The sequence below is a fragment of the Spirosoma pomorum genome (assembly GCF_054776615.1).
This window is the reverse complement of sequence record NZ_BAAHBP010000027.1, coordinates 248500-262596: the sequence shown is the minus strand read 5'-3', so window position 1 is coordinate 262596 and position 14097 is coordinate 248500. Positions and strand designations below refer to the sequence as shown.

The 14097-nt window shown below is 50.8% G+C and carries 11 protein-coding genes and 1 riboswitch; of the genes, 7 read left to right on the top strand and 4 right to left on the bottom strand.

What is annotated here, in order from left to right:
- The first annotated feature begins 172 nt into the window (after nt 1–172).
- The 5 genes from ACYVAD_RS16565 to ACYVAD_RS16545 all read left to right on the top strand — a co-directional run bounded on the left by ACYVAD_RS16565 (nt 173) and on the right by ACYVAD_RS16545 (nt 4074).
- Entirely contained in the window at nt 173–1087 is a 915-nt protein-coding gene (locus ACYVAD_RS16565; RefSeq protein WP_461140622.1) for an SDR family oxidoreductase, read from the top strand.
- A gap of 32 nt (nt 1088–1119) precedes the next feature.
- The gene (locus ACYVAD_RS16560) at nt 1120–1482 is read left to right on the top strand and encodes a hypothetical protein (protein ID WP_461140621.1); all 363 of its coding nucleotides are present in this window, start codon (nt 1120–1122) and stop codon (nt 1480–1482) included.
- A 20-nt stretch (nt 1483–1502) separates the two neighbouring features.
- Nucleotides 1503–2411, top strand: a complete 909-nt coding sequence (locus ACYVAD_RS16555; protein WP_461140620.1) for a helix-turn-helix domain-containing protein — start codon at nt 1503–1505, stop codon at nt 2409–2411.
- Between the two features lie 286 nt (nt 2412–2697).
- Nucleotides 2698–3285 (top strand): Crp/Fnr family transcriptional regulator, encoded by a 588-nt coding sequence (locus ACYVAD_RS16550; protein WP_461140619.1) that lies wholly within the window; start codon nt 2698–2700, stop codon nt 3283–3285.
- Between the two features lie 102 nt (nt 3286–3387).
- A complete protein-coding gene (locus ACYVAD_RS16545; RefSeq protein ID WP_461140618.1) occupies nt 3388–4074 on the top strand; it encodes a hypothetical protein in 687 nt (228 codons plus the stop codon).
- Between the two features lie 462 nt (nt 4075–4536).
- On the opposite strand, the gene ACYVAD_RS16540 is transcribed toward ACYVAD_RS16545, so the two are convergent.
- Together ACYVAD_RS16540 and namA are read right to left on the bottom strand one after the other, a co-directional pair.
- Nucleotides 4537–5529: an aldo/keto reductase gene (locus tag ACYVAD_RS16540; RefSeq protein WP_461140617.1), complete on the bottom strand. Its 993-nt coding sequence runs from the start codon at nt 5527–5529 to the stop codon at nt 4537–4539.
- A 191-nt stretch (nt 5530–5720) separates the two neighbouring features.
- The gene (gene namA, locus ACYVAD_RS16535; RefSeq protein ID WP_461140616.1) at nt 5721–6791 is read right to left on the bottom strand and encodes an NADPH dehydrogenase NamA; all 1071 of its coding nucleotides are present in this window, start codon (nt 6789–6791) and stop codon (nt 5721–5723) included.
- 446 nt (nt 6792–7237) lie between these two features.
- Between namA and ACYVAD_RS16530 the strand changes: the two genes are divergently transcribed.
- A complete protein-coding gene (locus ACYVAD_RS16530; protein WP_461140615.1) occupies nt 7238–10075 on the top strand; it encodes a M14 family metallopeptidase in 2838 nt (945 codons plus the stop codon).
- 92 nt (nt 10076–10167) lie between these two features.
- A riboswitch (cobalamin riboswitch) is annotated at nt 10168–10401 on the top strand.
- A 58-nt stretch (nt 10402–10459) separates the two neighbouring features.
- Nucleotides 10460–12436, top strand: coding sequence for a TonB-dependent receptor plug domain-containing protein (locus tag ACYVAD_RS16525; RefSeq protein ID WP_461140614.1), 1977 nt, complete (start codon nt 10460–10462; stop codon nt 12434–12436).
- 106 nt (nt 12437–12542) lie between these two features.
- Here ACYVAD_RS16525 and ACYVAD_RS16520 read toward each other — a convergent pair whose 3' ends face one another.
- The gene (locus tag ACYVAD_RS16520; protein WP_461140613.1) at nt 12543–13064 is read right to left on the bottom strand and encodes a GreA/GreB family elongation factor; all 522 of its coding nucleotides are present in this window, start codon (nt 13062–13064) and stop codon (nt 12543–12545) included.
- Between the two features lie 142 nt (nt 13065–13206).
- The gene (locus ACYVAD_RS16515; RefSeq protein ID WP_461140612.1) at nt 13207–13950 is read right to left on the bottom strand and encodes an FkbM family methyltransferase; all 744 of its coding nucleotides are present in this window, start codon (nt 13948–13950) and stop codon (nt 13207–13209) included.
- Nucleotides 13951–14097: the final 147 nt, after the last annotated feature.

The following is a 14097-nucleotide window of genomic DNA, read 5'->3' as shown; positions in this document are numbered from 1 at the left end:
CTAATTTATATACTGCACTTCGCCCGCATCAAGGCTGGCAATCCACTATCCCAAAAATTGGCGGTCTTCGTTGATGCCGTACATTCCACTACAACAATACGACTTTTGGCTACAGCTGCTTTGTTGATGGCACCCACCTTTGCATCAACAAAACCATTAAACAAAGCAGAACGTGAAAAATTGGACAATAGCTGATATTCCTCAAAGAGACAGCGGTTTAGCTGTCATTACAGGTAGTACCGAAGGCATTGGATATGAAGATGCAATGGCGCTATCAGCGGCTGGATGGACGGTACTGGTGCTGGGACGTAACCCTCAAAAAGGAGCGGAATCAATTGCCAGAATTCAACAGAGTAACCCAAAAGCCAAGGTAAGTTTTGAGAAAATAGATCTGGCAGACCTGGCGTCAATCAAATCCTTTGCGTCGAGAATGATCTCGAAAGGGCAAGCCATCGATCTTCTCGTCAATAATGCGGGCGTCATGACGCCACCTAAACGACTCGAAACGGCCGATGGCTTTGAGTTACAGTTCGGCACAAACCACCTTGGCCACGTTGCCCTGACCGCACAACTGCTGCCCTTATTACGTCAATCACCCGATGCCCGTGTGGTTACCCTGTCCAGTATAGCCAATCGGGAAGGGACAATCAATTTTGATGACCTTCAGTCAATAGCTTCGTATGTTCCGGGGAAAGCATACAGTCAGTCAAAACTCGCCAACTTAATGTTTGCCTTAGAACTTCAACGGCAAAGTGACAAGCACGGTTGGGGTGTCACGAGTATAGCTGCCCATCCAGGTATTTCCCGGACCAATCTACTGATTACAGGGGCGGGGCGATGGAGTGCCTTCGGAATGGCGAGAACCTTACTTCCCTTTTTGTTTCAACCCGCTGCACAGGGGGCCTTGCCAACCTTATATGCCGCAACGTCTCCAGAGGCTGAAGGAGGAATGTATTATGGACCAAACAAGCTGATGGAGACGCGTGGCTTTCCCGCTGTGGCAAAAATACCTGTCCAAGCAAAGGATGCAGCTGTTTCTATGAGATTATGGGAGCTATCGCAAGAGCTAGCCAACGTTGCATTTTAGTCCTTTCCAATTTGTAATTCACCAATACTACCATGAAACGAATTGGTTTTATCGTAACAGTCTCCAGTATGCTTTTATCCTGTAGCCCCCCAAAAACTGTATACATCAGTAATAAAACAGGCAGTCCAATCAGTTTACGGGTGGACAGCTCTTATCAAAATAACCAGTCTGTTCATTTTATAGACGCTATAAATGGATTGCGGATAGAGAAGAAAAAAGTGTTAGATTTTGGTAAGGGCAAATGGACCAAAGAAGACAAGACCAGTCTTGAGGAATTGATCAGACACACCAGGATTGTCAAAGACGGAAGCGCCACCGCTATGGATATGCCTAGTAAAACCAAGGTATCACACATACGTTTTAACGTAGAGGAACTTTGGCTAAACATCAAATAAGAAAAGATATTACTACCTTGATGAAAAATCCCAAACCATATAGAGTACAGTCCATTTCGCAGCTGCACCACATCGCAGGCGTCACAAAACCGCATCATCCGCTCATTAGTATTTTGAGCCTGGAAGGTATGGCAACTAACACGGACATTACGTCGGTACTGTTTGATTTTTACGTAGTGTCGATGAAACGGGGCTGTGATAAACTTTTCTATGGGCAACAGAAATATGATTTTGATGAAGGCGTGATGGCTTTTCTGGCTCCGGGGCAACTACTACGGGGCGAAGCCAATGGTCTGCCACATCAGCTGATTGGCTGGATGCTTTTTATTCATCCCGACTTTTTATGGAATACGTCGCTGGCAAAAAAAATTAAGCAATACGAATACTTTGGCTACGCTACCAACGAAGCCTTGTTTCTTTCTGAAAAAGAAGAAACTATCATCAATTCCATTGTTGACAATATTCGAAACGAGTACAGTTCTACCATTGACAAGTTCAGCCAGGATGTCATCGTAGCCCAGTTGGAGGTATTGTTTACCTATGCCCAGCGGTTTTACGAACGCCAATTCATTACCCGAAAAATTACTAGCAGCAAACTTTTAAACCGCGTAGAAGAGGTACTGATCGATTATTTCAACAACAAAGATCTATTGGCGACAGGCCTGCCAACCGTTCAGTATGTGGCGAACGAGTTAAATGTTTCGATCAAATACCTGGGCAGCTTACTAAAACAGTTAACGGGACAATCCACCCAGCAGCATATTCATGAGAAGCTGATAGAAAAGGCAAAGGAGAAACTATCGACTAGCAGCCTTTCTGTCAGTGAGATTGCTTACGAACTGGGCTTTGAACATCCGCAGTCGTTCAGCAAGCTCTTTAAGAGCAAGACCAATCAGAGTCCGTTGGAATTCAGAACTTCATTTAACTGAGTACTAACTAAATACCCCATTGGCAGTATTCCGCTAAAATTGCCTGACACAAACTGTGTATGGTCCGTCTCAGAATAGGATCCTTGGCCGATAACCAACCGTTGCTGCTGGCGAGCGTATAAACGTTATAGCACCGCAATAAGCAGTACAGTGAAAGCACCCTGATGCCCCTGCGCAACATTAAACAGAGTCTCCGGTGACTACGTAGTGAACATGGATGACTACATTAGCCACCAACTCATCCTATCCCTGTAAACAGGCTAGAAGTCAACCTGACGATGTGCTTATGGAAAAAGAACCGCTGATCAGCTTTATTGAGAAGAACATTCCGAACATAAGCGTAACCCAAATTGGACTGGAAACCATTGCCCAACAGTTTGACGAAATAAATCTTTTCAAAAATGAGTATCTGTTGAAGCAGGGAAAAGTAAGTGACTATTACTACTTGGCGGAAGGATTCGTTCGAGCGTTTACCTTTGACACCAACGGTAACGAAATCACCACTTACTTTTATCCCCAAGGCCGAGTTGCCTTTGAAGCCGCTTCCTTTTTTCTTCATCAACCGTCCACCGAGAATTTACAGGCTATTACAACCTGCAAAGTGTACACGACTAGTTTTGAAAAACTAAACCTACTTTTTCATTCCGTACCTGAGTTTAGGGAGTTTGCCAGGGCAATGTTGGTGAAGGAGTTTGTCGCTTACAAGCAGCGCACCCTATCCATGATCAACAAAAGCGCCGAAGATCGGTACAGTGACTTGCTAAGCAACAACCGAGAAGTCTTCCAATACGCTCAGTTGAAGCATATTGCCTCCTATCTGGGTATAACAGACACATCGCTTAGTCGTATACGAAAAGAGTTTGCTAAGAAGTAACGGGCCCATTTCTTGTCATTTGGCAAGTTGGTTCATAGCAAATGGCAAGTGAGTTTGGGGCGGGCTTGTCTTCTTTTGTATCGTAATCAATCAAACGATACGATGCTACAGCTACCCATCTATGTCTACCTAACTTTTGCCGCAACGGTATTACTGGCCATTGGACTCTTTTACAAAGCCACTAAGCAGTCAACACCTTTTATGCTTATTTTACTGGCTTGGATAGGTGTCCAGTCCCTACTTGCCCTTACGGGTTTTTATACCAATCCCGCCACGCTAACGATCCGCTTTCCGCTATTGATCGTGCCGCCGTTACTTTTTCTACTATCCCGATTTTTGACCAAGAAAGGGCGAGCCTTTTTAGATGAGCTAGACTTACCAACGCTTACTCTTTTTCATATTATTCGGATCCCCGTCGAGCTGGTTTTATTCTGGCTCTTTGTTGGTCAACATGTCCCTGAAGCGATGACCTTTCATGGAAGGAATTTTGATATTTTCTCTGGCCTGTCGGCTCCGGTTATCTACTATTTTAGTTTTGTAAAGAAGGCACTAAGTCCTCAAGTCATTATTATCTGGAATCTGGTTTGTCTGGCGTTGTTGCTAAACGTGGTGTCTGCAGCCCTACTTTCTTTACCAGCACGATATATACGCTTTGGCTTTGAGCAACCTAATCTAGCCCTTGGCTACTTTCCGTTTGTATTGCTCCCCAGCGTGTTAGTACCCTTGGTACTGCTATCAACCGCAGCCGCTGTTCGACAACTGCTCAAGAAACGACGGGTATCATTTTGATAAGGTGAACGCTTGCTTAGTGGGCCTTGTAAATTAGGACTTGAGTAATGCAGCCAAGCTGATGTGCTTTGCCCGTTAGAGACTCACTAACTGAATTCCAGGATCGACTACCTTCCGGTTAGGTATCTCTTAAAGCTATTACTTGGCACCACTACGAATCGGTTACCAAAATCAAGTCGATGTTATCCCCTACCAGCTGTCCCTTGTCGACGTAGTATTGCTAAACGCTCCACAAATTGAGACGAATTAGCTTTCGCGGAAGAGAATCGACATGCCTATACTACCTGTTCAACTTTCCTGAATAGGTCTTTCAATAATAGCTATCTTGTTTTATTCCCCTCCACTACAATCTTAAGCCCTGAAGGACTTCGACTCTTCTCCTAACCGAATGGCGACAATTTTCAAGTAAACAGGCCAGCCCGGTGACGGACTGGCCTGTTTACTTGCCTTATTTTTAGAGATCTATACCAACTCTAGCGTAGCTAGCTGCTGGTTAATGAAGTCGATTTCGTCGGCCGATAACGTAACGTTAATGGCCTTGGCGTTTTGCGTGGCCTGCTCAGCGTCACGGGCTCCCACCAGCGCCGACGTAATACCGGGCTGCTCGATGGTCCAGCGAATAACCAGTTGGCCCAGGGTTGCGCCTTTCTCGTCGGCCAGCGGCTTGATCGCCTGCAACAGTTTATCGGCTTGTTCGATATTTTCCGGTTTGAAGAATCGGTACGTTGCCCGGTGATCGCCAGGGGCAAACTGATGACCCGGCCGGATTTTGCCCGTTAGCAGTCCGCGTTCCATTGGACTGTAGGCCAGAATTGATTTGTTCGTTGCCAGTACGTACGGCACCAGCTCGGCTTCGGCGCTGCGGTTCAGCATACTGTAAGGCACCTGGTTCGAAGCGATCACCAGCACGTTTTCAGCTTCCTGCATCTGCGCTACGCTGTAGTTACTGACTCCCGCCTGCCGAATTTTCCCCTGCTCAATCAGCCGCAATACGGCTTCCATACTTTCGTCGATGGGTGTCGTTTTGTCAGGCCAGTGCATTTGGTACAAGTCGATATAATCGGTACCCAGGCGCTTCAGACTATCCTCGCATTCCTTAATGATACTTTCCTTACCCGAATATTTGTAGACATCAATATCATTACCGTTGTTGTCCTGGCTTTTGAAGCCAAAATCACCCTTGGCCAGATCCCAGCGCATCCCGTATTTAGTGAGGATCTGCACCTTGTCGCGGGGAATACCTTTGATGGCTTCGCCCACGATTTCCTCGCTCGTTCCCTGCCCGTAGATGGGGGCTGTGTCGATCGACGTTACACCCAAATCGTAAGATGCCCGGATGGCTTCGACCGCTCCGCTACGTTCGGTGCCGCCCCACATCCAGCCACCAGCGGCCCAGGCGCCAAACGTAATGGCCGACAATTGAATATCTGATTCGCCTAATTTTCTGTATTCCATGGTTGAGTTGTTTGTGTAATTAGTACACGGCAATAAAACTAGTATGATACGTATGTCATTCCGATGTCAGGAGGAACCGCACGCACTGTTTACCAACGCTCAGGTGAGGATGCTTTAAGATTCTTCCTGGCGGCTACGCGCCCCGGTCGGAATGGCAGAAGGTTCAAATTACAAAGTGATCGATGATCAACTCATCGGGGTTTGGCGCGTTCATATTGTAGGGGCCACGCCAGGTTTTCTCCCAATGTGGCAGCCGCGTGCAACGGGAAGTACGGATCTCGTAATTCCTCACGAGCCATCAGAATAAAATCAGCCTGGCCGTTAGCCAGTATTTCTTCCGCCTGTTCGGCCGTCGTGATTAGTCCCACCGCCCCGGTTAGAATGCCCACTTCCTGTTTGATACGTTCGGCATTGGGCACCTGGTAGTTTGGCGCGACCGGAATTTTGGCGTTTGGTACGTTGCCGCCCGTCGAGCAATCGATTAGGTGAACCCCTTTTTCTTGCAGAATCTTAGCCAAGGAAACTGAATCATCGGCGGTCCAGCCCCCTTCGGTCCAGTCGGTTGTCGAAATACGGACGAACAAGGGTAAGTCAGCGGGCCAGACCGTTTTTATGGCGGCAACGATGTCGAGCAGCAGCCGGATCCGGTTCTCGAACGAACCGCCATACTCGTCCGTTCGCTCATTGCTTAAGGGCGAAAGGAACTGATGAATCAGGTAGCCATGAGCCGCGTGCACTTCGACAACCCGAAAACCTGCTTCCAGCGACCGCCGGGCAGCTTCCCGGAAGTCGTTAATTACTTTCTCAATGCCCTCTGAAGTCAGGGCCTTTGGCTCTGATTTTTCGGGATAGAACGGAACGTTACTAGGGGCTACCGTTTCCCAGCCCCGCTCTTCGCTTGCAGCAATGGACCCACCGCCCTCCCAGGGTCGGCGCGTACTGGCTTTTCGTCCTGCGTGGGCCAGCTGAATACCAGCTACCGACCCCTGCTCGTCGATGAACCGCGTAATTCGCTTCAGGCCCGCAATGTGCTCATCGGTCCAGATGCCCAGGTCATCGGGCGAAATCCGGCCTTCGGGCGATACAGCAGCGGCTTCGGAAATGATCAGGCCAGCGCCCCCAACGGCACGGCTGCCCAGATGAACCAAATGCCAGTCGTTCGAAAAACCGTCCTGGCTGGAGTATTGACACATTGGGGAGACCACAATACGGTTCTTAAATTGAACCTGACCAATGGTAATAGGAGAAAACAGAATAGACATAATGGATAAACAGCGTTCAAAAACTGCATCTGCGTGGGCCACACAAAGAGCCCCTGACCATTAAAACAAACCGAAGTTGGTTATTGATTCAAGTTTTTAAATGTTTTGAGCATAAATGCCCGATACGTTCTTGCTCATAGGGCTTCTCTGCCGTTATTGGCTGCTTTACCGACACAGTTCTAACCAATCAGATTCTTTTACGGCAATTAGCCAATTTACCGAAACAATGTTTGCATTTAACCACTAATATCCGGCATTCACAATCATTATCTTTCTACTGACAAACCATTTCTTTTGCCTAGTGACATTCTTGGTTAACTTTGTTCGATTAGCCTGGCACGGTGTTTTTGGTTGATTGGTATTTCAAGTACTTTAAGCTGGTCTCGTGCTGCTACCCATTTATCCAATAGTAAACAAGCCTAACATTTACCCTAAACAAATCCCGCATGAAGCGTAGATTTCTCCGTTCATCAACACTGCTGCTGTTCGCTGGCCTGAGCCTGAGTACAGTCTGGGCACAATCCATCCCGTCGCCGAAGGAGCATTTTGGCTTCAACATCGGCGACGATTACCAACTGGCTACGTACACGCAGACGGAAGCGTATTTCAAGAAACTGGCCGCCAGCTCAGACCGGGTCAAACTGGTTGACATCGGCGAAACCGAAGAAGGTCGTCGGCAGTACATGCTGATTGTCTCGTCGCCGGAGAACCTGAAAAAGCTGGACCGCTACAAGGAGATTTCGCAGAAGCTGGCGCGCGCCGAAGGCTTGACCGACGAGCAGGCAAAAGCGCTGGCGGCCGAAGGAAAATCAATCGTCTGGATCGACGGGGGGCTGCACGCTACCGAAACGGTCGGCACCATGCAGTTGATCGAAACAGCCTGGGAACTGATTAGCCGGAAAGATCCGGAGACCATGCGCATTCTGGACCAGGACATCATCCTGCTGACCCACGCGAACCCCGACGGTCAGGAGCTTGTGTCGGACTGGTACATGCGGGAGAAAAAAGCGGAAAAACGGTCGCTGGAAGGGCTGCCCCGGCTGTACCAGAAATACGTCGGTCACGACAACAACCGGGATTTCTTTATCATGAACATGAAAGAAACCCAGAACATCGGGCGTCAACTGTTCGTGGAGTGGATTCCGCAGATCATGTACAACCACCACCAGCGCGGTCCGGCTGGATCGGTGCTGGCCGGCCCCCCCTACCGTGATCCATTCAACTACGTATTCGATCCGCTGATGGTGACGGGTATTGACGCGCTGGGCGCGGCCATGATCAACCGACTGAACTCCGAAAACAAACCCGGCTTTACGCGGCTAGGCGGTTCGGTATTCTCGACCTGGTACAACGGTGGTCTGCGGACAACGACGCACTTCCATAACATGATCGGTTTGCTGACCGAGATCATTGGTGGCCCCACGCCGGAAGACATTCCGCTGGTACCGAGCCGACTGATTCCAAACGGAAACACGCCTTTCCCCGTAACACCCCAGAAGTGGCATTTCAAGCAGTCGATCGATTATTCGCTGTCGCTGAACTACGCCGTGCTGGGTTACGCGGCCCGCTACCGAGACGAACTGCTGTTCAACATCTATCGCATGGGTAAGAACTCCATCGATCGGGGAAGCCAGGATTACTGGGGTCTGTCGCCCAAACGTGTCGATTTGATCACGGAAGAATACCGCGCTGACCAGAAGAAAGCTAATCCGAACGCTACGCCACGCGGTGTTAACACGGACATTTACGGATTCATTGCTCCCGGCGGTGGTGTTCCGGCGAAATACTACGATTCAGTGATGCGGGCTCCGGCGTTACGTGATCCACGCGGCTTTATCATCCCGGCCAACCAAGCCGATTTTGCCACGGCCGTTAAGTTTATCAACGCTCTGATCAAAACGGGTATTCAGATTCAGCAGGCTACCAGCGACTTCAGCGTTGCCGGCAAGAAATACCCCGCCGGTTCGTACGTCGTAAAAACGGCACAGGCCTTCCGCCCGCACGTTCTGGATATGTTCGAGCCCCAGGATCACCCGAACGACTTCCAGTATCCGGGTGGCCCACCGGTTCGTCCGTATGACGCGGCTGGCTGGACACTAGCTTACTTAATGAACGTTCAGTTCGACCGGGTGCTGGAGGATTTCAAAGGACCCTTCAAGACCCTTCCTTACGGTCAGCTTCAATCGCCGGAGGGCCGCATGGCCGCTACTTCAGGAGCCGGTTACTTACTGAGTGCTCAGTCGAACAACTCGTTTATCGCCGTCAACGATCTGCTGGCGGGTGGCGTTGATGTATTTCGCGTCCCGACGGGTGGTAGCGGCAAATCGGCAGTAGCGCCCGGTACGTTCTTCGTTCCCGCTTCGGACAAAGCCAAGACCTTGCTGGATAAATCAGCCAAAAGTCTGGGTATCGACGTAACGAGCATCGCCAAACGACCAACGGGCTCGCTGGCCAAAGTAAGCCCGATGCGGATCGCCCTCTGGGATACCTACGGTGGCTCGATGCCGTCGGGCTGGGTTCGCTGGATTATGGAGCAGTACCACTTCCCAATGAAAGTAATTTACAGTCAGGAAGTTGACGCCGGTAACCTGCGGAAGAAGTACGATGCGATCGTATTCGTAACCCGCGCCATTCCGCAGTATACGGGTGAGGACAACGATCCCTACCGGAACTATGCGCCACGGATACCGAAAAACGACGAACTTCCCGCTGAGTACCGTACCCACACGGGCCGGATCACCCACGAGAAGTCGGTTCCGGAGTTGAAGAAATTCCTGGAAGCCGGTGGCGATATTATTACCATTGGCAGCAGCACCAACCTGGCTTATCACCTGGGTCTGCCCGTCAAGAATGCCCTGACCGAAGTAACCAGCTCAGGGCAGGAACGCTCACTGCCCGGCGAGAAATACTACATTCCAGGCAGCGTGCTACGCGTGAACATCGATTCGACGCAGCAGGCAACCTGGGGACTGCCAACCAAGACGGATGTTTATTTCGATGCCAGCCCCGTGTTTAACATCGCTCCCGATGCCATCGCTACCGGTAAAGTAAAACCACTGGCCTGGTTCGATAGCAGCAAACCACTACGTAGCGGCTGGGCCTGGGGACAAGCCTACCTGAAAGACGGCGTAGCTGCTTTTATGGCACCGGTTGGCGCGGGCAAGCTGTACGCATTTGGTCCGGAAATTACCTTCCGGGCGCAGGCGCAGGGAACGTTCAAGTTCCTGTTCAACCAGCTTTACGAAACAGACAGCAACTCAGTGGCTGATTTGAACGGTAAATAAGTAGCTATTCTGAATTGTTTAAGCGGAGCGCCCGGCGGATTTTCTGCCGGGCGCTTTTGTGTATTGTCCCTACTTCACCGATTCGTTCCGTACCTTCGCCCCGGATTAGCGGTGCCCGTCATCGGCCCCAGTGCCGACGATACTGGCTTAATAGGGAACTTCGGTGGTCTTTTCGGACCAAAACCGGGACTGTCCCCGCAACTGTACTGCTTCGTTTTTAAGACAGCCGATTCATTGCTGCTTTGGTCACTGTTCCGCTCCGGCGCAACGGGAAGACCTGAATCGGTGAGCTAAGTCAGGAGACCTGCCGCTGGTCGTGAGTTGTTTGTCGTTACGGAGGATGGCGATTAACAGCGACGGGTATTCACTTTTTTTATTTTCTTCATGCGCACAACTCCGCGCCTGTTCGCAACCGCCCTGCTAGGATCGGTTGCTCTCGGTACCGCCGTACCTACCCTGGCTCAGGATGCCAGAACACTCGACGAAGTCGTGGTCACGGCCAACAAATTCCCCCAGAAACAATCGCAGACCGGCAAGGTCGTGACGGTCCTCCCTGACTCAGTGCTGCAACGTTACGCTACCCAGACCGTCAGCCAGTTACTGACGCGTCAGGCGGGTTTGATGATTGTAGGCGCACAGGGGCCGCTGGGTTCGAACCAGGATGTGTACCTACGGGGTGCTGCCGTGGGCAATACGTTGATTCTGCTGGACGGCGTACCGGTTTATGACCCATCGGGGACGGTTAATGCGTTTGACCTGAACCTCATTACCGTGGGCGAATGCGAACGAATCGAGATTCTGAAAGGTGCTCAGTCGACAGCCTATGGTTCTGATGCCGTTGCCGGTGTTATTTCGATCTCTACCCGTAACGGTGTTGGCAAACGGCCACTACAGGTGTCGGCAACGGCGCAGTATGGTACGTACAATACGTTCCGGGGGGGCATTGGCCTGAGTGGTGCGACGAATAAAGTTTCGTATAATCTGCAATACACGCGGCTGTCATCGACGGGCTTCTCGGCGGCTACGGATCGCGAAAACACGGGTACGTTCGATAAAGACGGCTACCGGCAAAACGCTCTGCTTGGTAACATCGCGATAACGCTCAATCCGCGCCTGACGCTGAAGCTGCGCGGACTGACCACGGCCTACCAGACGGACCTCGACGCCGGAGCTTTCGGTGACGAAAAAGATTATACGTCCAACAACCGGTTCAGCTTTGGATCGGCGGGGCTGGAATGGAGTCACCAGCGCGGTAAACTAGTAGCCAACTATGGCATCAGCGGCAGTCGGCGGGTCTACAAAGACGATTCAACATCGGTCGAGCCAAACGCTTTTGATAAATACAGTTACAGCGAATACAGCGGCCTGACGCATTTTGCGGAGTTGTACCACACGTTAACTATCCGCAAAAACATCGAACTACTAACCGGTGCCGACTACCGCTTCGCCAACACGGATCAGACGTATCGATCGGTCAGCAGCTACGGCCTGTATGAAGCTCCTCCGCTGGGTGCTGATACGGCCCGCACGGGTCAGTTGAGTTTCTACGCATCCGGCGTCTGGCGTACACAAAAAGGATTATCGGTCGAACTGGGTGGGCGCTATAACCACCATTCGGTCTACGGCAACGCCTTTACGTATTCGTTCAACCCATCGTATCTGATTCGGGACCAAATCAAGGTATTTGCCAATCTGGCTTCGGGTTTCCGGGCTCCGTCGCTCTATCAGATCTTCTCACCGTACGGCAACCGGGCGCTGAAACCAGAACGTAGTCAGTCTATTGAAGCTGGGGTTCAGGTATTCACCAAGTCGAAGAACGCCTGGGTGCGAGCCCTGTATTTCGATCGTCGGGTGCGTGACGTTATTTTCTTCCAGTCGCTATCGGTACCGCCGTACACGAGCCAGTACATCAACTTTGACCGGCAGCACGACCACGGCTGGGAGTTTGAAGGACAGGCGCAACTGGGGCAATTAGCCCTGACTGGTAATCTCACGCTGCTCGACGGTCGGGTGACGACCCAGGCCGCGGGTCGGGACACGACCTATAACAACCTGTTTCGTCGCCCCAAAGTGCTCGTCAACGTTACGGCCGGTTATCAGATCACGCCGGCGCTCTTCGCCAGTGCCTCTTTACGTTCGGTGGGCAGCCGCACTGACCGGTTCTACAACTCGGCCACGTTTACCAGCGAGAACGTAACGTTGGCCCCTTACAGCACTTTCGATCTTTACGCCGAATATCGGCTGAATCACGTACGCCTGTACGCCGACGTGCAAAATCTGCTCGACAGGCAGTATACGGACGTATACGGCTACAATACCCGGCAACGCACGGCGAATATTGGGGTAAGAGTAAGTTTGTAAAGAGATATTGAAACGAGTCAGGGGCGCACCAACCGCTACATGTGGTCGATTAGTACACCCCTGACTCGCTTTATTTATTGACTTTTTAGTGAATTAAACGAACAGGTCAGGCAGCCTCGTAGCTGATAGCCACAATTTCCATTACCTGCTGGCCCTGTAAAGGTGGCCAGCTAACCGTTTCTCCTACCCGCTTTCCCTGCAAGGCGCGAGCCAAAGGAGCCGTGAAAGCGATTAACTCCTTATCGGCATTGGCTTCATCGACACCAACGATTGTGAAACGCCGTTTTGTACCGGCCAGCTTTCCCGATTGTATCGCCAGACTAACCGTAGCCCCAAAGCGAACACTATCTTGTTCATGGGTATTGACCACTTTACTGCTGGAAATACGTTGGTTCAAGTTTGCAATACGCCCATTGAGCAAGGCGAGTTGCCGACTACGTTCGTTCTGATCGTCAACGCTGGCGGCCTGTAAATGAGCGCGTTCCGTTTCTAAATCGGTGAGTTCAGCACGTAATAGATCAAGACCGTGGGGCGTCACATAGTTGGGTGTACCCGGGGGTAAGGGCGCACGGGCGGGAATCACAACGGGTGCATCAGCCGTTTCATTTTTCAAAAAAGCGCTGCTCATAATCTCTTCGGGAGCGAGCGTTTTATTGTTACTCCCCCATGAAAAAACATCGCTATAAGCCGAATTGTTCTGGCTCGAAACACGGCAGTCAAACCCTTCTCAATTGACCAGGCAGTACACCAAAAACACCATAAAGTCCCTATTAGCGACTTGGATAGTGAATGAATAGCGCTGTTGTCCAAGAGATTTCCTTGCCGTTGATCCGCTCGGTTTCGTAGTAATCGACCAGCCGCATCTGGTAGGTATGCAGAAGCTGCAAAATGGCTAGTGGGTCGGACTGCCCTTCGTACAGCGTCGCGAAATTGAGCTCCAGTAGAACGGCTCCAATCTTCCCGTTTTTAAAGAGTTCAGCAGCTCCATTCAATACAGGTAGCTCAAATCCCTGCGTGTCTATCTTCAGCAAATCAATACGGTCAACAGCGCGGGCCGAACAGAAGTTGTCCAGTGTATCGACCGGAACAGATTCCACCGACACGACTTCCTCCCCGGCGAAGAAGTTCTCCCGTTTGTCGGGGTTCATGGGCAGAAATGAACTCAACTCCGACACCTTGTAATTACGAAATTCAGCCACGCCCACCTGGTCTCCCAGCGCCAGCTGATGACACTGCACACGCGGGCCGAATGACTTACTCGTCAACTCCGAATACGTCGTTGATGCCGGTTCGAACGAGTGAATAACCGGCTGATTCAGACAGTCCTGTAGTAGTTCGATGGTTTGCCCGCGGTTAGCCCCGATGTCGAAGCAAACCGGATTGGCCTGGGGCAGCAGAATTCGTAGATCGTCCTCCAGCTTATGCCCGTTAACGATGTTTGGGTAGTTTGACGCCAGAAATACGCCCAGTGGCGACAAGACAGACCGTACGGCTTTGACGATGCGCTTTTTCATCTCAGTCGGGTTTGGTTAAGCAAGCCAGACCGTTGTTGGAATCGTTGATTAGCCAACGGGCTCACTTACCATTTTGAACCGTAAACCGGTAAAAGTCACGCTTTTGCTGAACCCCCTTCTGATTACTAATCATTTATCGAGTAAATG

Coding starts and splice junctions, on each gene's coding strand:
- ACYVAD_RS16560 (WP_461140621.1), top strand. CDS start 1,120: ATGAAACGAATTGGTTTTATCGTAACAGTCTCCAGTATGCTTTTATCC.
- ACYVAD_RS16555 (WP_461140620.1), top strand. CDS start 1,503: ATGAAAAATCCCAAACCATATAGAGTACAGTCCATTTCGCAGCTGCAC.
- ACYVAD_RS16550 (WP_461140619.1), top strand. CDS start 2,698: ATGGAAAAAGAACCGCTGATCAGCTTTATTGAGAAGAACATTCCGAAC.
- ACYVAD_RS16545 (WP_461140618.1), top strand. CDS start 3,388: ATGCTACAGCTACCCATCTATGTCTACCTAACTTTTGCCGCAACGGTA.
- ACYVAD_RS16540 (WP_461140617.1), bottom strand. CDS start 5,529: ATGGAATACAGAAAATTAGGCGAATCAGATATTCAATTGTCGGCCATT.
- namA (WP_461140616.1), bottom strand. CDS start 6,791: ATGTCTATTCTGTTTTCTCCTATTACCATTGGTCAGGTTCAATTTAAG.
- ACYVAD_RS16530 (WP_461140615.1), top strand. CDS start 7,238: ATGAAGCGTAGATTTCTCCGTTCATCAACACTGCTGCTGTTCGCTGGC.
- ACYVAD_RS16525 (WP_461140614.1), top strand. CDS start 10,460: ATGCGCACAACTCCGCGCCTGTTCGCAACCGCCCTGCTAGGATCGGTT.
- ACYVAD_RS16520 (WP_461140613.1), bottom strand. CDS start 13,064: ATGAGCAGCGCTTTTTTGAAAAATGAAACGGCTGATGCACCCGTTGTG.
- ACYVAD_RS16515 (WP_461140612.1), bottom strand. CDS start 13,950: ATGAAAAAGCGCATCGTCAAAGCCGTACGGTCTGTCTTGTCGCCACTG.